Annotated in this window: 19 protein-coding genes; 14 read left to right on the forward strand and 5 right to left on the reverse strand. The window is 68.3% G+C overall.

All coding sequences use genetic code 11. The annotated features are described in order from the left end of the window. The 14 genes from JKV55_RS18330 to JKV55_RS18395 all read left to right on the forward strand — a co-directional run bounded on the left by JKV55_RS18330 (nt 1) and on the right by JKV55_RS18395 (nt 14,487). The gene (locus JKV55_RS18330; protein WP_202088421.1) at nt 1-1,221 is read left to right on the forward strand and encodes an NAD(P)/FAD-dependent oxidoreductase; all 1,221 of its coding nucleotides are present in this window, start codon (nt 1-3) and stop codon (nt 1,219-1,221) included. A 22-nt stretch (nt 1,222-1,243) separates the two neighbouring features. Next, on the forward strand, nt 1,244-2,500 hold the full coding sequence (locus JKV55_RS18335) for an MFS transporter (protein WP_202088423.1): 1,257 nt from the start codon (nt 1,244-1,246) through the stop codon (nt 2,498-2,500). Between the two features lie 88 nt (nt 2,501-2,588). Further along, on the forward strand, nt 2,589-3,110 hold the full coding sequence (locus JKV55_RS18340; protein WP_096779748.1) for a cupin domain-containing protein: 522 nt from the start codon (nt 2,589-2,591) through the stop codon (nt 3,108-3,110). Between the two features lie 2 nt (nt 3,111-3,112). Beyond that, nucleotides 3,113-3,961, forward strand: a complete 849-nt coding sequence (locus JKV55_RS18345) for an alpha/beta fold hydrolase (protein ID WP_202088425.1) — start codon at nt 3,113-3,115, stop codon at nt 3,959-3,961. Further along, nucleotides 3,958-4,752, forward strand: a complete 795-nt coding sequence (locus JKV55_RS18350) for an SDR family oxidoreductase (RefSeq protein ID WP_106728980.1) — start codon at nt 3,958-3,960, stop codon at nt 4,750-4,752. The genes JKV55_RS18345 and JKV55_RS18350 overlap by 4 nt, the downstream gene beginning before the upstream one ends. Nucleotides 4,753-4,760: 8 nt before the next feature. Continuing rightward, the gene (locus tag JKV55_RS18355) at nt 4,761-5,552 is read left to right on the forward strand and encodes an aspartate dehydrogenase (protein WP_202088433.1); all 792 of its coding nucleotides are present in this window, start codon (nt 4,761-4,763) and stop codon (nt 5,550-5,552) included. An 11-nt stretch (nt 5,553-5,563) separates the two neighbouring features. Next, the gene (locus JKV55_RS18360) at nt 5,564-7,030 is read left to right on the forward strand and encodes an aldehyde dehydrogenase (RefSeq protein ID WP_202088435.1); all 1,467 of its coding nucleotides are present in this window, start codon (nt 5,564-5,566) and stop codon (nt 7,028-7,030) included. Nucleotides 7,031-7,067: 37 nt separating this feature from the next. After that, nucleotides 7,068-8,708 carry a thiamine pyrophosphate-binding protein gene (locus tag JKV55_RS18365; RefSeq protein WP_202088437.1) on the forward strand — a complete coding sequence of 547 codons (1,641 nt, stop codon included), beginning with the start codon at nt 7,068-7,070 and terminating at the stop codon, nt 8,706-8,708. Between the two features lie 599 nt (nt 8,709-9,307). After that, the gene (locus JKV55_RS18370; RefSeq protein WP_202088439.1) at nt 9,308-10,288 is read left to right on the forward strand and encodes a Bug family tripartite tricarboxylate transporter substrate binding protein; all 981 of its coding nucleotides are present in this window, start codon (nt 9,308-9,310) and stop codon (nt 10,286-10,288) included. 104 nt (nt 10,289-10,392) lie between these two features. Further along, nucleotides 10,393-10,842: a tripartite tricarboxylate transporter TctB family protein gene (locus JKV55_RS18375; RefSeq protein ID WP_202088441.1), complete on the forward strand. Its 450-nt coding sequence runs from the start codon at nt 10,393-10,395 to the stop codon at nt 10,840-10,842. 85 nt (nt 10,843-10,927) lie between these two features. Continuing rightward, nucleotides 10,928-12,448, forward strand: a complete 1,521-nt coding sequence (locus JKV55_RS18380) for a tripartite tricarboxylate transporter permease (protein ID WP_202088443.1) — start codon at nt 10,928-10,930, stop codon at nt 12,446-12,448. Between the two features lie 132 nt (nt 12,449-12,580). Beyond that, complete coding sequence (locus tag JKV55_RS18385; RefSeq protein ID WP_202088444.1) at nt 12,581-13,417, forward strand: outer membrane protein OmpK; 837 nt, start codon at nt 12,581-12,583, stop codon at nt 13,415-13,417. A gap of 164 nt (nt 13,418-13,581) precedes the next feature. Beyond that, nucleotides 13,582-14,181 carry a YitT family protein gene (locus JKV55_RS18390; RefSeq protein ID WP_202088446.1) on the forward strand — a complete coding sequence of 200 codons (600 nt, stop codon included), beginning with the start codon at nt 13,582-13,584 and terminating at the stop codon, nt 14,179-14,181. Nucleotides 14,182-14,238: 57 nt separating this feature from the next. Then, nucleotides 14,239-14,487, forward strand: coding sequence for a hypothetical protein (locus JKV55_RS18395; protein ID WP_202088448.1), 249 nt, complete (start codon nt 14,239-14,241; stop codon nt 14,485-14,487). 1 nt (nt 14,488) lies between these two features. On the opposite strand, the gene JKV55_RS18400 is transcribed toward JKV55_RS18395, so the two are convergent. The 5 genes from JKV55_RS18400 to JKV55_RS18420 are packed head-to-tail and all read right to left on the reverse strand — an operon-like array spanning nt 14,489 to nt 18,129. Further along, nucleotides 14,489-15,256: a heme ABC transporter ATP-binding protein gene (locus tag JKV55_RS18400; RefSeq protein WP_202088450.1), complete on the reverse strand. Its 768-nt coding sequence runs from the start codon at nt 15,254-15,256 to the stop codon at nt 14,489-14,491. Further along, nucleotides 15,253-16,269, reverse strand: a complete 1,017-nt coding sequence (locus tag JKV55_RS18405; protein WP_202088451.1) for a FecCD family ABC transporter permease — start codon at nt 16,267-16,269, stop codon at nt 15,253-15,255. The genes JKV55_RS18400 and JKV55_RS18405 overlap by 4 nt, the downstream gene beginning before the upstream one ends. Further along, nucleotides 16,266-17,090 carry a heme/hemin ABC transporter substrate-binding protein gene (locus tag JKV55_RS18410; RefSeq protein WP_202088452.1) on the reverse strand — a complete coding sequence of 275 codons (825 nt, stop codon included), beginning with the start codon at nt 17,088-17,090 and terminating at the stop codon, nt 16,266-16,268. The genes JKV55_RS18405 and JKV55_RS18410 overlap by 4 nt, the downstream gene beginning before the upstream one ends. After that, nucleotides 17,087-17,512, reverse strand: a complete 426-nt coding sequence (locus JKV55_RS18415) for an ExbD/TolR family protein (RefSeq protein WP_202088453.1) — start codon at nt 17,510-17,512, stop codon at nt 17,087-17,089. The genes JKV55_RS18410 and JKV55_RS18415 overlap by 4 nt, the downstream gene beginning before the upstream one ends. Next, nucleotides 17,509-18,129 (reverse strand): MotA/TolQ/ExbB proton channel family protein, encoded by a 621-nt coding sequence (locus tag JKV55_RS18420; RefSeq protein WP_202088454.1) that lies wholly within the window; start codon nt 18,127-18,129, stop codon nt 17,509-17,511. The genes JKV55_RS18415 and JKV55_RS18420 overlap by 4 nt, the downstream gene beginning before the upstream one ends. Between the last annotated feature and the right edge of the window lies 1 nt (nt 18,130).

Below are 18,130 nucleotides of genomic sequence, written 5' to 3' on the forward strand. Positions count from 1 at the left end.
ATGAACCAAGCGATTTCCCGCATCGTCATTATCGGCGCAGGCCAGGCCGGAGCCTGGGCCGCCCATACCTTAAGGCAACAGGGTTATGGGGGCATGTTGTCAGTGGTGTCCGACGAAGAGCGGGTTTTTTACGAGCGGCCGCCCCTGTCCAAGCAGGTGCTGGCCGGCGACATGGCCCCGGCGGCGCTGCAGCTGTTCTCGGACGAGGCCATCAACGCCATGCACATCGACTGGCACAAGCCGGCCCGGGCCACCGCCATCGACCCCCGCGGCCATGTGGTGACCCTCGACAACGGTACCGAGCTGGCCTACGACAAGCTGCTGATCGCCACCGGCAGCCGGGCCCGGGTGCCGGTGCGGGAATGGCTGAGCCTGCCCCAGGTGTTCACCCTGCGTACCCCCGAGGATGCGGCCCGCCTGGGCGAGCGGCTGGCGCCGGGCAAGCGCCTGGCCATCCTCGGCGGCGGCTGGATCGGCCTGGAAGTGGCCGCCACCGCCCGGGCCAAGGGGGTGGCGGTGAGCCTGTTCGAGCTGGGCGAGCGGCTCTGCGGACGCAGCGTGCGGCCCGAGGTGTCCGACTTCCTGCGGGATCTGCACCGGGAGCAGGGCGTCGAGGTGGAGCTGGACTGCGGCCTCCTCGAGCTGGTGGCCACCGACCAGGGAACCCTGCGCCTGCTCCGGGACGGGCAGCAACTGCTGGAGGCCGATGCGGTGGTGGTGGGGGCGGGCGCCGAGATCGCCACCGAGCTGGGCCGCGACGCCGGCCTGGACGTGGCCCAGGGGCTGGTGGTCGACGAGCAGGGCCGGACCTCGGATCCGGACATCTACGCCGCCGGCGACGTGGCCATCCACCCCGGGCTGGGCTTTTGCATCCAGTCCTGGGCCAATGCCCAGAACCAGGCCATCTCGGCGGCGAAAGCCATGCTCGGCGAGGACAGCCCCTACCGGGACGAGCCCTGGATCTGGTCGGATCAATACGACTGCAACATCCAGATCCTGGGCATTCCCGCCAACGGCGACAGCCGCCTGGTGCGGCGGCAGGTCGGCGACCGGCAGCATGCCTTTATCTACCTGGATGGGGAGGGGAGGCTGGAGTCGATGATCGCCGTCAACGACGCCAGGCTGGTCAAGCTCGGCAAGCGCTGGCTCAGGGCCGGCACCCTGCTGCCCGCCGAGCAACTGGCCGATCCCGCCGTCAACCTGATGGCGCTGAAACCGTAAAACGGAATAAAGGGTTATAAGTATGGAAACGCTGAAAGAAACCATCGGGACTGCCAAGATGCCGGTGCCGTCGAGCCTGATCAAGCAATGGTCCATCTCCGTCGTGCTGATGGTGTGCGTGGTGCTGGCCTTTTTCGACAAGATCAGCATCGCCGTGCTGTTCTCGGACCCCGTCTTCCAGGACGCCATGGGCATAGGCGCCGATAAGACCCGGCTCGGCTGGCTGATGACCAGCTTCCTGCTGGCCTACGGCTTTTCCTCCATCTTTCTGAGCGTTGTCGGCGATCTCATCAATCCGCGCACCTGCCTGCTGGTGAGCGTGGCCTCCTGGGGCGTGCTGATGGCGCTGATGGGCCTGGCCACCAGCTACGAACAGCTGCTGGCGTTGCGGGTGCTGCTCGGCATCGCCGAAGGCCCGCTGTTCGCCCTGGCCTACAGCATCGTCAAGCAGTGCTACAGCGCCGGCCAGCAGGCCCGGGCCAGCACCATGTTCCTGCTCGGCACCCCCATCGGCGCCGCGCTCGGTTTCCCCATCACCGCCTTTATCCTCAACCTGTACGGCTGGCAGATGACCTTCTTCGTGATGGCGGCGCTGACCCTGGTGACCCTGGCGGTGGTGTACTTCGGGCTCAAGGGGGTGCAGCTTCGCGCCGAGGCGCAACTGTCCGGCCCCCGGAAGCGGATGAGCTGGCAGCAGCACCTGCGCAACAGCCGGCAGCTGTTCGCCACCCCGGCGTTCTGGGCCCTGTGCCTGTTCAATGTCGCCCTGCTCACCTACCTCTGGGGCCTGAACGGCTGGCTGCCGAGCTACCTGATCGAGGAAAAGGGGGTGGAGCTCAAGTCCTTCGGCGCCCTGTCGTCGCTGCCCTTCATCGCCATGCTGGCGGGGGAGATCGCCGGCGCCTTCCTGTCGGACAAGACCGGCAAGCGCGCGGCCCAGGTGTTCGGCGGCCTGCTGATCGCCGGCCTGTCCCTCTACCTGGTGCTGCAGCTGGAAGACGCGGTGCTGGCCATCCTCGCCATGTCGGTCAGCGCCATGAGCTGGGGCTTCGGGGTGTCGTCGGTGTTCGCCCTGCTGGCGCGCATCACCCCGGCCGAGGTGAGCGCCACCGCCGGCGGCATCTTCAACGGCTTCGGCAACTTCGCCGGCGCCGCCGCCCCGGTACTGATGGGCTACATAGTGACCCGCACCGGCGACTTCAACCTGGGGCTGCTGTTCCTGGTCTGGGTGGCGGTGATCGGCTCCCTGGTGCTGCTGCCCCTGATCAAAAAATACTGATTCAACCCACTGTTTGCTTGATTCCGCCGGCGCGGAAGGGTCACCCCTTGCCCGCGGATGGCGTAACACCACCGAAAGAGGAAATAAGATGAACGCGAAATTCGATACCTGGAACAAGCCCGCCGACAAGAGCCTGGGAGAATGGCTGGACAGCCGCATCGCCCGCTTCAGCACCCGTCGTTACGACTTCGAGGCGCTGAAGTTCCAGGCCGATTACGATCCCAAGTACCGCCGCGCCCAGATGCGCTACATGGGCACCGGCGCCACCGGGGTGCAGAACGACAGCAATACCGTGCCCTCCGAGCACTTCACCTTCTCCACCATGGTGCTGCCGGCCCAGTGCGAAGGCCCGTTGCACGTGCACCACGACGTGGAGGAGGTGTTCTTCATGCTGCGCGGCGCCATCACCCTGTTCGTGGAGCATGAAGGGGAGAAGTTCGAAACCCGGCTGGGCGAGCGGGATCTGATCTCCATCCCGCCCGGCATCTACCGCGGCCTGTTCAACCACGGCGAGGAAGACGCCCTGATGTGCGTGATGCTGGGGGCCAACAAGCCGACCATTCCGACCTATCCGGAAGATCACCCCCTGTCCAAGATCAAGCGGGCCTGACCATGAGCGCCCTGGTCAACAGCCTGTCCCGCTTCCCGCTGCGCCACCTCGACCTCGGCGGCCGCCGGCAGGCCTACCGCTGCGCCGGCCGGGGCCCGGCCCTGGTGCTGCTGCACGGCATCAGCTCCGGCTCCGGCTCCTGGGTCGGCCAGCTGGAGCCACTGGCCCGGGACTTCACCCTGGTTGCCTGGGACGCCCCGGGCTATGGCCAGAGCGCGCCCCTGGCGACCGCCACCCCGTCGGCCCTGGACTACGCAGCCGCGCTGCACGAACTGGTGGTGGCGCTGGAGCTGGAGCGGCCGCTGCTGCTGGGCCACTCCCTGGGGGCGATGATCGGCGCCGCCTACGCCAGCCGCCATCCGGACGGGGTGCGCGGCCTGGTGCTGGCCAACCCGGCCCAGGGCTACGGCCGGGCCGATGCCGACACCCGCGAGCAGGTGTACCGCAAGCGCCCGGACATGCTGCGCAAACTGGGCCACCAGGGGCTGGCGGCGGCGCGCGGGCCTGTGCTCCTGTCCCAGCATGCCGGCCAGGACCAGCTGGATCTGGTGGCCCACGGCATGATGGGGCTGACCCTGGACGGCTTCGAGGCCGCTTCCTACCTGCTGGCCCATGACGATATCCGCGATTACCTGGCGGACTATCCCGCGCCCATCGGCGTTATCTACGGCGAGGAAGACGTGATCACCCCGCCCGCCGGCGTCCTGGCGCTGGCCGCCGGGCACCCCGGGGTGGGCATCGAACCCCTGGCCGGGGCGGGCCACGCCAGTTATATCGACCAGCCCGACGCCTTCAACCGGGCCCTGTGCCGCCTGGCCGGGGCCTTACCGAATCGAGGAGTACAAGCATGAGTTTCAAGCTGCAAGGCAAGGTGGCGGTGGTCACCGGCGGTTCGTCCGGCATCGGGCTGGAGACGGTCCGGCTGCTGCTGGCGGAAGGCGCCCGGGTGGCCTGGTGCGGCCGCAACCCCGAGCGGCTGGCCGCCTCCCTGGAAGAGATGCGCGCCGCCTTTCCCGGGGCCGAGTGCCTGACCCGGCCCTGCAACGTGCTGGACAAGGCCGAGGTGGCCGCCTTCGCCGCCGCGGTGGAGGCCCGCTTCGGCGGTGCCGACCTGCTGATCAACAACGCCGGCCAGGGCCGGGTGTCGAACTTCGAGCAGACCGAGGATGAAGACTGGATAGCCGAGACCCGGCTCAAGACCTTCAGCGTGCTCCACCCGATCCGCGCCTTCCTGCCCCAGCTGGAGCGCTCGGACTGCCCATCCATCACCAACGTCAACTCGCTGCTGGCGCTGCAGCCGGAGCCGCACATGATCGCCACCTCGGCGGCGCGGGCGGCGCTGCTCAACCTGACCCACTCCCTGGCCCACGAGTTTTCCGCCCGGGGCATCCGGGTCAACTCCATCCTGCTCGGCATGGTGGAGTCGGATCAGTGGCGCCGCCGTTTCGCCGAGCGCGGCGACCGGGACCAGGACTGGGACGGCTGGACCGGGGCCATCGCCGAGCGCCGGGGCATCCCCATGGGCCGGCTGGGCAAGCCGGAAGAGCCGGCCCGGGCCCTGGTGTTCCTGGCCTCGCCGCTGGCGTCCTATACCACCGGCGCCGCCCTGGACGTGTCCGGCGGCTTCAACAAGCACCTGTAGGAGGGGCGATGAAACAGCTGATGATGATCGGGTTCGGCGCCATGGCGCGGGAAGTGCTGGCGCTGCTGCCGGCGGAGCTGAGCCTGAAATGGCTGCTGGTGCCGGCGGCCCGGGTGGCCGAGGCGCAGGCCGAACTGGGCCCGGCGGTGACCGTGCTGAGCCGGGTGGAGGACTGCGCCGCCACCCCGGATCTGGTGGTGGAGTGCGCCGGCCAGGCGGCGGTGCGCGAACACGGCAGCGCCGTGCTGGCCCGGGGCTGGACCCTGGGGCTGATCTCGGTCGGCGCCCTGGCCGACGAGGCCCTGGCCCGGGATCTGCGCCTGGCCGCCGGCCAGGGCGGGGGCCGCATCCTGGCCCTGGCCGGGGCCATCGCCGGCATCGACGGCCTGGCCGCCGCCCGGGAAGGGGGGCTGGAGTCGGTCACCTACCAGGGCCGCAAGAGTCCCCAGAGCTGGCGCGGCAGCCCGGCGGAAACCCTGGTGGATCTGGACGGCGTCACCGAGCCGACGGTGTTCTTCAGCGGCACGGCGCGGGAGGCGGCGCGGCTGTTCCCGGCCAACGCCAACGTGGCGGCCACCATCGCCCTGGCCGGGCTCGGCATGGACGAGACCCGGGTCGAACTGGTGGTGGATCCGGACAGCCGGCGCAACCAGCACCGCATCCGGGCCAGCGGCCGCTTCGGCGAGCTGGACATCGCCCTGAGCGGCTTGCCGCTGGCCGCCAATCCCAAAACCTCCACCCTGGCGGCACTGAGCGTGGTGCGCGCCTGCCGGCAGTGCACGGATCCCCTGGTTATTTAAGGAGTCATATCATGGTTAGACCCATTTTTATCGGCGGCGAATGGCGCCAGGGCCGGGGCCCGGTGAGCATCAGCCATTTCCCGGCGGACGGCAGCGTCAACGCCGAGGTCAGCACCGCCAGCGTCGAGGACGTGGAAGAGGCGGTGCAGGCCGCCGAGCGCGCCTGGCGCCATCCGTCCTGGCGCCAGGCCCTGCCGCACCAGCGCGCCGCCGTGCTGTACCGGGTGGCGGATCTGATCGAGCAGCGCAGCGAACAGCTGGCCGCCCTGCAGACCCGGGACAACGGCAAGCCGCTGGCGGAAACCCGGGCCCTGGTGGCCAGCGCCGCCGGCACCGCCCGCTACTTCGCCGCCGCCTGCGAGACCCTGGACGAACAGCTCAATACCCCGCGCGCCCCGGATTTCATGACCCTGAGCGTGCATGAGCCTATCGGCGTGGTGGCCGCCATCACCCCCTGGAACTCGCCCATCGCCAGCGAGATGCAGAAAATCGCCCCGGCCCTGGCCGGCGGCAACGCCGTGCTGCTCAAGCCCGCCGATGCCACCCCGCTGGCGGCGCTGGAGCTGGCCAAGCTGTTCGAGGAGGCCGGCCTGCCCAAGGGGCTGCTGAGCATACTGCCCGGACGCGGCTCCGTGGTGGGCGAGGTCCTGGCCCGCCACCCCCTGGTGCGCAAGATCTCCTTCACCGGCGGCACCAACACCGGCCGCCGCCTGGCCCACGTGGCGGCGGACAAGCTGATCCCCACCTCGCTGGAGCTGGGCGGCAAGTCGCCCACCCTGGTGCTGGCGGACGCGGACCTCGAGCTGGCCGCCAGGGGCGTGGTCTACGGCATCTTCAGCTCCGCCGGCCAGGCCTGCATCGCCGGCTCCCGGCTGTTCGTGCACAGCAGCCTCTACGAGCGCTTCCTCAGCCGGTTGCTGAGCCTGACCCGGGAGCTGCGGGTCGGCCATCCGGAGCGGCCCGGCATTCACATGGGGCCGCTCATCAACGAGGCCCACCTACAGTCGGTGGCCGACTACGTGGCCCTGGCCAGGGCCGAGGGCGGCCGGGTGCTGTGCGGCGGCGAACGGCTGACCGAGGGCGAGCTGGCCGGGGGCTGCTTCTATCCGCCCACCATCATCGCCGGCCTGGCCAACAGCGCCCGGGTGTGCCAGGAGGAAATCTTTGGCCCGGTGCTGGTGGTGATGAGTTTCGACGACGAAGAGCAACTGGTGGCCGAGGCCAACGACAGCGTGTTCGGCCTGGCCGCCGGCATCTGGAGCGAGGACTTCCGCCGGGCCTGGCGCCTGGCGCGCCGGCTCGAGACCGGCACCGTCTGGATCAATACCTACAAGAAATTTTCGGTTTCCGCCCCCTTCGGCGGTTTCAAGGAAAGCGGCCTCGGCCGGGAAAAAGGCCGCCAGGGCGTGCTCGCTTACATGCAGCAGAAGAGCATCTACGTGGGCCTGAGTGACCAACCCAACCCCTGGTGCTGCTAAGCCCGGGCTAACGACTGAACAGAACAAGGACAGCATCATGAGCAACAGAGTCAATGTGGGCGAAGCCATCGCCCGGGTACTGGAAGCCCACGGCGTGAACAGCGTCTACGGGGTCATCTCCATCCACAACCTGCCCATCGCCGACGCCATCGGCCGGCGCGAGCGGATCCGTTTCGTGGCCGCCCGGGGCGAAGCCGGCGCCGTGACCATGGCCGACGCCCACGGCCGCTTCTCCGGCCTGGGCGTGGCCATCACCAGCACCGGCGCCGGCGCCGGCAACGCGGTGGGCGCCCTGCTGGAGGCGCTGAACGCCGCCAGCCCGCTTATTCACCTCACCGGCCAGGTGGAGCGGGAATACCTGGATCGGGACGCCAGCTTTATCCACGAAACCCGGGACCAGCTGACCTTCCTCAAGGCCAGCAGCAAGGCGGCCTTCCGCATCACCAGCCCGGAGCAGGCGGTGGGCGTGCTGCGCGAGGCGATCCGCGTGGCCACCACCGTGCCCATGGGGCCGGTGAGTGTGGAGCTGCCCATCGACGTGCAGGCGGCGGAGATCAGCCTGCCTGCCGAGCTGGGTCCGGTGCGTCCCCTGGCCGTGCCGGCGCCGGCACAGGCGGAGCTGGCCGCCCTGGCGGCGGCGCTGCAGGCGGCCAGGCGCCCGCTGCTGTGGGTGGGCGGCGGCGCCCTGCACTGCAGCGAGGAAGTGGCGGCGCTGGCGGATCTGGGGGTGGCGGTGATCTCCTCCACCCATGGCCGCGGCATCCTGCCCGATGCCCACCCGCGCAGCCTGGGCGCCTTCCACAACTCGGCGGCGGTCGAGGCGCTGATGGCCGAGTGCGACCTGGCGCTGGTGGTGGGCTCGCGCCTGCGCAGCAACGAGACCCGCACCTATTCCCTGGTCCTGCCGCGCCCCCTGTACCAGGTGGACGCCAACCCGGCGGCGGCCCAGCGCAACTACCCGGTGGACCATTTCGTGTGCGGCGACGCCAAGGCGGTGCTGGCCGCCCTGGTGGCGGCGCTGCAGGGGCAGGCCAAGGCCAACCCCGAGTTCGACCGGGCCATCACCGAGGCGAAAGCGGCGGCGGTGGCGGCGCTCACCGAGCAGCTCGGCCCCTATGCCACCCTCTGCGGCCAGCTGCGGGCGGCGCTGCCCGATGACGGCATCCTGGTGCGCGACATCACCATGTCCGGCAGCACCTGGGGCAGCCGGCTGTTCCCCATCCAGGCGCCCAACACCAATATCCACTCCCTGGCCGGCGCCATCGGCATGGGCCTGGCCATGGCCATCGGCGCCGCCGTGGCCAACCCGGAGCGCAAGGTGGTGGGCCTGGTGGGCGACGGCGGCCTGATGCTGGGGGTGGGCGAGCTGGCGACCATGGTGCAGGAGCAGACCAACCTGGTGCTGCTGGTGATGAACGACGGCGGTTACGGGGTGATGCGCGGCATCCAGAACCAGTACTTCGGCGGCCGCCAGTACTTCAACCAGCTGCACACTCCCGACTTCAAGGCCATGGGCGAGGCCGTGGGCCTGGCCAGCTGGAAGGCGGCCAGCCTGGCCGAATTCGAGCAGGCCATCGGCGGGGCCATGGCGGTGCAGGGCCCGGCCCTGGTGGAAGTGGAGATGAACGGCATAGGCCCGCTCAACTTCGCCGGCCCGCCCCAGAAGAAGCTGTACTGAGCGGGAGCCGGGGCCGACCGGGGAGGAAACGGAGCCGGGGAAGCATTGCGTCGGCTCCAGTCTGTGGAAAGCGTCTCTGGAAGCTGAGCACGATCTTTGCGGGTGTTGGCTGTTACCACCCGGCGAAGAGGCAACAGGGCCACCTCCACCGACACGCTGCAAGTACATCCATGTAGGCTCGCACATGCCGTCCATGGCATGTGACGGTCGGTGGAGGTAATCCCCGTTGCCCCTGCCAAGCATTGACGCCGTCTGAAGGTAACGCATCAGACGACACTGCCGCCTCTTCACCGGATCGTAACGGCCAGGCTTTGCAACCTTCATAAACAGGTGCCTGGGCACGCTGCGGCCCCGTCGTGCCCGCCGTTCTGGCGTTGCCGGCCGGCTTGCTTTTTACCGCTTGCGCAGGGCCGGGATCCGGTCGAATGGGTGTTAAAAAATTGTTTCAATTTTGATTTGACAGGGGGAAACAAAGCGTTTTAGAGTTCGCCTTGTCACATAAGAAACATTGTTTTGTATGTAAAACATTATGCCGGGGGCCGTTGGCACCCGGTGTCCTCGGATTCAACGGCACTTTTCAGGGTGCCAAGGAGAGCAAAATGGAATTGACTCGCAGACGCTTTATCGGTGCGGCCATGGCCGCCGCCGCCCTGCTGGCCGGGGGCGTGCAGGCCGACGGCTATCCCAGCAAGCCGGTGTCCATCGTGGTGTCCTACCCGCCCGGCGGCGACGTGGACGCCATCGCGCGGCTGTTCGCCGACAAGCTCACCGGCCGCCTGGGGCAGCCGGTGATCGTGGAGAACCGCCCCGGGGCGGCGGGCACCATCGGCAACAGCTATGTCAGCCGGGCCAGGGCCGACGGCCACACCCTGCTGTTCACCCCCAACACCTTCACCACGGCGCCCCTGGTGATGGCCCTGCCCAAGGAATCCCGCTACGACATACTCAACGGCTTCGAGCCGGTGATCCTGGCCAGCAAGCAGTCGGTGCTGCTGGTGGCCAATCCCAAGTCCGGCATCAGCAGCGTGGCCGACCTGGTCAGCCAGTCCCGCGACGGCAAGCGCCTCAACTACGCCAGCCCCGGTGCCGGCTCGCCCATGCATATCGCCGCCGAGTGGCTCAACAGCGCCGCCGACATCAAGGTGCTGCACATCCCCTACCGGGGCATCGGGCCCATCATCCCGGATCTGCTCGCCGGCCATGTGGACCTGGGTTACGTGGTCTACGGCCCCGTGGCCCAGCTGATCGAGTCGGGCCAGCTGGTGCCGGTGGCGGTGACCGATCCGGAACGCTCGCCGGTGTTGCCGGAGCTGGCCACCGTGGCCGAACAGGGCTACGACCAGGTGCGGCTCGGCGCCTGGCACGGGCTGATGGCGCCGAAAGGCACTCCCGACGAGGTGATCCGCCTGCTCAACCAGCACCTGAACGAGATACTGCAACTGCCCGAGGTGGCGGAGCAGCTGGCGAGCTTCGGCGCCGTGCCGGTGGGCGGCGAGCCACAAGCCCTGGGCGCCATCAACGCGGACGATCATGCCCGGCTGTCGGCCCTGATCGAGCAGCTCGACATCCGGGGCAGCTAAAGCTGGCCGGCGGGGCCTGGGCCCCGCCGCCGGCGAGAGAGGAGTTCCCTGGCGGGGATAAAATCCCCGCCAGGGGATGGCGAAACAAGGAGGAGGGTTTTGCCATGTTGAAGCGAGACATCAAAGGCATTCTCGGGGGGGCCGGCCTTGCCGTCGTCGGCCTTTTCGCCGCCTGGTACGGCCAGGTGAATTATGAGTTCGGCGGCGTTCACAACATGGGGCCCGGCTTCCTGCCGGTGATCCTGGGCGGCGTGCTGGCGCTGCTGGGCGCCCTTATCGCCATACCGGCCTGGTTCCGTGCCGGCGCGCCGGTGAGCACCGAGTGGGGCAGCGCCGGTTTCGTCATCCTCAGCATAGCGGTGTTCGGCGGCCTGCTGGCCCTGGCCGGCCTGGTGGTGGCCACCCTGGTCGCGGTGCTGCTGGCCCTGGTGCCCGACCGCAAGCTGGGCTGGGGCACCAAGTGCAAGGTAGCGCTGGGGATCGCCCTTATTACCTATTCGATCTTCTCCCTGGGGCTGGGCATGGCGATCAAGACCTGGCCCTGGAGCGGCTGAGCCCGCCCGTTGACCGTCGTGGCCGGCACCTGCCTGGGCAGCTGCGCCGGCCGGTTCGAAACCTGAGGATAAATCGGAACAGACAATGGATATCATTGACGGACTATGGCTGGGGCTGCAGGCCGCTATCCAGCCGACCATGCTGCTGTATTGCTTCATCGGCGTGTTTCTGGGCACCCTGGTCGGGGTCTTGCCCGGGGTGGGCGCCATGGCGGCGATCTCGCTGCTGCTGCCCATCACCTACTACATTCCTTCCACCGCCGCCATCGCCATGCTGGCCGGGGTGTTCTACGGCTCCCAGTACGGTGGCTCCATCGCCTCCATACTGCTCAACCTGCCGGGCACCCCCTCGTCGGCGGTGACCAGCCTGGACGGCTACCCCCTGGCGAAACAGGGCAAGGCGGGAGTGGCGCTCTTTACCGCCATGACCGGCTCCTTCGTGGGCTCCATGCTGGGCCTGCTGCTGCTGATCGGCTTCGGCTCCGCCCTGTCCCGGGCCGGGCTGGCCTTCGGCCCGGCGGAGTACTTTGCGCTGATGCTGCTGGGGCTGATCGCCGCCTCGGCGGTGGGCTCCGGCTCGCCGGCCAAGAGCCTGGCCATGGTGGTGCTGGGGCTGTTGCTGGGGGTGGTGGGCACCGACGTGAACACCGGCCTGCCGCGCTTCACCTTCGGGGTGCCGGAGCTGATGGACGGCATCAACCTGGTGGCCCTGGCCATGGGGCTGTTCGGTATCTCCGAGGTGATCACCAGCATCAGGGCGGGGGGCGCGGGCAGCGTCAACGCCCGCTTCAGCCTGCGTTCCATGCTGCCCGGGCGGGACGAGGCCCGGCGTTCGGTGTGCCCCATGCTGCGCGGCACCGCCATCGGCAGCTTCTTCGGCGCCATGCCGGGCACCGGGGCGGCCATCGCCTCCTTTATTTCCTACGCGGTGGAGAAGAAGGTGTCCCGGGAGCCGGAGCGTTTCGGCCAGGGAGCGGTGGAAGGCGTGGCCGGGCCCGAGGCGGCCAACAACGCCGGCGCCATGACCGCCTTTATTCCCACCCTGACCCTGGGCATTCCCGGCGACGTGGTGATGGCGCTGATGCTGGGCGCCATGATGATCCACGGCATCCAGCCCGGGCCGCTGATGGTGTCGGAAAACCCGGCCATGTTCTGGGGGCTGATCGTCAGCTTCGGCATCGGCAACCTGATGCTGCTGGTGCTGAACCTGCCGCTGATCGGCATCTGGGTGTCGCTGGTCAGGATCCCCTTCAGCATGCTCTACCCGGCGATACTGGTGTTTATCTGCCTCGGGGTCTACAGCGTCAACAACAATGTGTTCGACATCTATGTGGTGGCCCTGGTGGGGGCGGCCGGCTACCTGCTGGCCAAGCTGGGCTTCAACCCGGCGCCGCTGCTGCTTGGCTTCGTGCTGGGGCCCATGCTGGAGGAAAACCTGCGCCGGGCCCTGCTGTTGTCCCGCGGCGATCCCATGACCTTCGTCGAGCGGCCGCTGAGCGCCGGGCTCTTGTTACTCTGCGTCGCCCTGCTGTCCTGGGCGGCCTGGGGCGCGCTGCGCAGGCTTATCCGCGAGCCCAAGCCCCTGGCCGACCCCCAGGTTTCCTAACCCCAAGCATCCCTATCCAGCCCCGGGCCCCGCCGGCCCGGGCGGGCGGCCTTTGTCCCTGCACAGGGCGCCGCCGGTTTTTTCAGGAGTATTCCGGCCATCCGGGCCGGTATTTAACGGAGTAAGTAACAGATGAAATTGCACAAACTGGCCAGCGCCGTCACCACCGTTCTCGCCCTGTCCGCCCCGCTGCAGGCGGCCACCTGGTCCGATACCTTTATCGGCTACCGCTACGGCTCGGATTTTACCGAGCCGAACAACCCCGAGAAGGTGAGCAAGAACATAGTGCAGCTGACCCACGTCAGCGGCTATGCCCTGGGCCAGAACTACTTCAACCTGGACGCGCTCAAGTCCGGCAGCGAGGATCCGGCCAGCGGTAGCAGCGACGGCGCCACCGAGTTCTACCTGGCCTATCGTCACCAGCTGCACCTGGGCAAGCTGTTCGACACCGATCTCGGCTTCGGCCCGGTGAAGGAGGTGGCGTTGACCGCCGGCTTCGATCTCAACACCAAGAACTCCGCCTTTGCACCGCGCAAGCGCTTCCTGGCGGTGGGGCCGACCCTGAAGTTCGACGTGCCCGGTTTTCTCGACCTGAGCCTGTTCTATGCCTACGAGAGCAACCACTGCGGCCTGGCGTTCTGCACCCACAAGGATCTGAGCTTCGATCCCTACTACCAGATCAATCTGGCCTGGGGCCTGCCGTTCGAGGCCGCCGGCCTGCCGCTGAAGTTCCAGGGCTTCACCAATTACAACGGCGCCAAGGGCAAGGATTACTTCAACAACGAGACCAAGCCCGAGCACCTGCTGCGCACCTCGCTGATGCTGGATGTAGGCCAGCTGGCCTTCAACAAGAAGAACACCTTCTGGGTCGGGGTGGGTTACGAGTACTGGCGCAACAAGTACGGCAACCACGGTAAGCCGGGGGTCGACACCGACGCCCCCACCCTGAACATGGAATGGCATTTCTGAGCCGGCTGACTTTGCCGGGGTACACCCCGGCACTGTCATGAAATCCTGACAACGGCCGTCATGAAAGCGTGACGGCCGGGGTGCGGCGGCAGGGGGCGGCCCTCTTGGCGGCCGCCTGCATCGGCCTTAGGATCTCGCCCCCTTGTGTTGCAGCCGTCGCCGCCATGAACAGCCGTCATCCCTTATCCGAAGATATTATCGCCCTCCTGTCCGGTACCCTGCTGGTGGCCCTGGGGGTGTTCCTGCTCAAGCAGGCCGGCCTGCTTACCGGCGGCACCGCCGGCATCGCCCTGCTGCTCGCCCATTTCAGCGGCACCGGCTTCGGGGTCTGGTTCTTCCTGATCAATTTACCCTTCTATGCCCTGGCCTGGCTGCGGATGGGGCCGGTCTTTACCTTCAAGACCTTTGTCAGCGTGTCGCTGGTGTCCCTGTTCAGCGAGCAACTGCCCCGCTTGCTGGCGGTGGCCTCGGTGTCGCCGCCCTTCGCCGCCCTGATGGGCGGCCTGCTGATCGGGGTGGGCATGCTGATCCTGTTCCGCCACCAGGCCAGCCTGGGCGGCATCGGCATACTGGCGCTCTACCTGCAGGGCCGCTTCGGCATCAGTGCCGGCAAGCTGCAGATGGCGGTGGATTCCCTCATCGTGCTGGTGTCCTTCACCGTGGTGCCGCCCTGGCTGTTGCTGCTGTCGGTGCTGGGGGCCGTGCTGCTCAACCAGGTGCTGGCCTTCAACCACAAGCCCGGGCGCTACAGCGCCCCGGCCTGAAGGCTGGTCAGAAGGCCCGCCGCTATACTTGTAGTGACCGGCGGGGAGGGAAACATCATGACCACAAGCGAATTGCGCGAGCTGTATCAGGCGGGGAAACTGCGCTCGGCCCGGGTGTGCCACGACACCCTGAGCATGGGCTGGCTGGTGACCTTTTACGATGACGAGGGCAACCTCTATGAGCTGACCGATACCCTGGGCTGCCGGGTCAGTTACGAGAGCCCCCGGGCGGCGGAAGACAAGGTGCACCAGGTGGCGGATTGCCCGACCCGGGTCGACAGCCTGTACCGTTTCTTCGAAATCTGACTCACACCAGCACCCGGTGGCCCTGGGGGCTTTGCAGCCATTGTGCCCGGTAGCCGAAATGGTGTTCCACGTTGTCCGGGGTGAGCACCCGCTCGGCTCCGCCCTCGCAGCTGATGCGGCCTTCCCGCATCAGTACCAGGTGGTCGCCATAGCGGGCGGCCAGGTTCAGATCATGCACTATCACCAGCACGGCGCAGCCTTCGGCGGCCAGGCGGCGGCCCTCCTGCAGCAGCAGGTGCTGCTGGCCCAGATCCAGGGCCGAGGTGGGCTCGTCCAGCAGCAGCAGTTTGGGTATGTCTTCCCCCTGCAACTGGGCCAGCACCCGGGCGAAATGCACCCGTTGCCGCTCGCCGCCGGACAACCGGGGGTAGGGGGCATCCCGCAGGTGCCAGACCCGGGCCCGGTCCATGGCCGCCTCCACTATGTGGTCGTTCTGCTGTTGCCGGCTGTCGTGGGGGATGCGGCCCATGGCCACCACCTCCCGCGCCAGGAAGGGAAACTGTAGGCCCGATTGCTGGGGCAGCACCGCCAGGCGGCGGGCCAGCTCCCGGCGCGGCCAGAGCGGGCGCGGGCGACCGAACAGTTCGATGCCGCCGTCCGCCGCCAGGTCGCCGGCGATGCACTTGAACAGGGTGCTCTTGCCGGCGCCGTTGGGGCCCAGCAGCACCGTCACCCGGCCCGGGTGCAGCCGGAGGTGAATGTCGGTCAGCAACGGCTTGCCCTGCAATCGCAGGGAGAGATGACGCAGTTCGAGTACCGTGGGTTTCATGCCAGTCCTATGCCCCTTTTCTGTTTGAGCAGCAGCCAGAGGAAGAAGGGCGCGCCCAGCAGGGCGGTGACGATGCCCACCGGCATCTCCGCGGGCGCCGCCAGGGTGCGGGCCAGCATGTCGGCCAGCAGCAGCAGCCAGGCGCCGGTGAGGGCGGAAAGGGGCAGCAGCCCCCGGTGATCGGGCCCGGTCAATAGCCGCACCAGGTGGGGGACCACCAGGCCGACGAAGCCGATGATGCCCACCGCCGCCACGCAGACCCCCACCGCCAGGGCCGACAGCAGCACCAGCCGGCGCTTGAGCCGTTGCACATCGATGCCGAGATGGCCCGCTTCCGCCTCGCCCAGGGCCAGGGCGTTGAGGGCCGTGGCCTGGCGGCTCAGCAGCATCGTCAGGCCCAGGGCGGTGAGGCAGACCAGCACCAGTTGCGGCAGGCTGCCCTGGGCCAGGGAGCCCATCTGCCAGAGGCTGAGATCCCGCAGGGTCTGATCGTCGGCCAGGTAGTTGAGCAGGCCGAGCACACCGCCGGCCAGGGCGGCGATGGCCACCCCGGCGAGCAGCAGCACGCTGACCGAGGTGCCCTGGGGCGTACGGGCCAGGCGGTAGACCGCCAGGGTGGTGAGCAGGCCGCCGCCGAAGGCCATCAGGGAGGTGAGTCCGGTGCCCAGCCAGGCCGGCAGCCCGGCGGCGACCGGGGCCAGCAGCACCATGGACAGGGCCGCCCCCAGGGCGGCGCCGCTGGACACGCCGATAATGCCCGGATCGGCCAGGGGATTGCGGAACAGGCCCTGCAGCACGGCGCCACACAGGGCCAGAATGGCGCCTACCGCCAGGCAGAGCAGGGTGCGGGGCAGGCGGATATGCAGCAGTACCAGGCTTTCGGTGGCGTCGAGCCGGGACGGGCTCAGCAACTTGCCCCACTCCAGCGCCATGGGACCCGTGGCCAATGACACCAGGCCGGTGGCCAGCAGCAGGGCCAGCAGCAGTGGTAACAGGGTGGGGTGGCGACTCATGGCCGGCGGAGCCAGTCCTGGTGCAGGCGCTCGGCTTCCGCCAGGGTGGACAGCCCCAGGCCGCCGATCAGCGCCTTGCCGTTGATCGGTACTATGGCGCCGGCGGCGGCGGCCGGGGTGCGGCGCAGCAGTGGGAACTGGCGCAACAGCTCGGACGGGTCGCCCTGCTGCTCAAGGTGGCGGCGGCTGACCAGGATGATGTCGGGTGCCATGGCCACCAGGGCTTCCATGGCTACCGGCTTGTAGCCTTCCATCGCGGCGGCGGGGTTGTCGCCCCCGGCCAGGCGGATCAGGCTGTCGGCCAGGGTGTGGTGGCCGGCCACCTGCACCGAGCGGCCGTCGCCCAGCAGCAGGAACACCACCTTCTTGCCGACGGGACCGGCGGCCAGGGCCCGGGCCTGCTCGTCCACCCTCAACTGCAGGGCCGTGGCGGCCTCTCCCTTGCCCAGCAGCTCGCCCAGGCGATAAATATTGTGCTGCAACTGCTCGACGCTCAGGGCCTCGGGCAACTGCTCCACCTGCACGCCGGCCCGGCGCACCAGGGCGAGCGCCTGCTCCGGCCCCATTTCCTCGCTGCCGATCACCAGGCTCGGCTGCTGGGCCAGCATGCCCTCGGCGCTGAGCTGGCGATGGTAGCCGAGGCGGGGCAGGGGCAGCCCGGCCGGCAGCTCGCTGGTGCTGTCCACCGCCACCAGGTGGTCGCCCGCGTCCAGCGCCAGTACCAGCTCGGTCAGGCCGCTGCCGGCGCTGAGCAGGCGTGGCGAGTCGGCCCAGGCCGCCGCGGTCACCAGCAGCAGGGAGGTGAGCCAGAGGGGCTTCATTGCCCCTCCTCCATCAGGATCTGGGTGGCCTGGATCTCGTGCTCCTGCAGGAAGGCGAGCAGCTTCATCATGCTGTCCACCGTCACCTCCCGGTCGGAAGCCAGCACCAGCTCGGCTTCCTTGAGCGCGGGCAGGCGTTCGAGTAGCACCGGCTTGAAGCTTTCCCAGTCGGGGTAGCTTTCCCCCTGCAGGGCCCAGGCGGGATCCCCCGCCAGCAGGTTGATGGTCATGGCCTTGTTGTCCTGCACGCTGCTCAGGGCGTCGCTGTCGGTCTTGGGCAAGTCCACCTCCAGCGACATCAGCGGGATATTGGCGGTGAGCATCAAAAACACCAGCACGATAAAGATGATGTCGAGCAGGGGGGTGATGTCGGGGGTGAGCGCCCGCCAGCCGGACTGGGCGGGCTCGGGGCGGCCTATCATGCCTTGCCTCCCAGCTCCACGCCTTCCAGGTAGAGGTTGCACTGGTTCAGCTCATGGGTGAGCTTGTCGAGCAGGCGATCGGCCCAGAGCCCGAACAACTGGGCGCCGGCGATGGCCGGCAGGGCGATCAGCAGGCCGGCGGCGGTGGTGCTCATGGCCAGCCCCAGGCCGTCCGCCAGCAGCGACGGCGTCACCGGATCCTGGCTCTGGCTGATGCTCTTGAACATTTCGATAAGCCCCAGCACGGTACCGAGCAGACCCAGCAGCGGGCTGATCACGCCCACCAGGGTCAGCACCCGCAAACCGGCATGCAGCCGGCGGCGCTGTTGCTGCAGCCAGACCGAAGCCAGATCCTCGCGGGTGGACTTGTCGCATTCCCGGTGCCGGACCAGCAGGGAGCAGCCCTGCAGGATCAGCGACTTGGGGGTTGCCATTTCGGTATCCGGGTAGGCATTGCCATGCAGACGCAGGTGTCGTTTTTCCTGCTCGCCGCGCAGGCTGGTCCACAGCAAAGACAGGGCTCGCTCCAGCCAGAGCGCCAGGGTGATCACCGAGCAGAGGATCAGGGGCCAGCTCATCAGGCCCAGTTGTTGATGCAGTTGGTTCAGAAACGACATG

This window comes from Zobellella iuensis (genome assembly GCF_016746085.1).
Lineage (GTDB): Bacteria > Pseudomonadota > Gammaproteobacteria > Enterobacterales > Aeromonadaceae > Oceanimonas > Oceanimonas iuensis.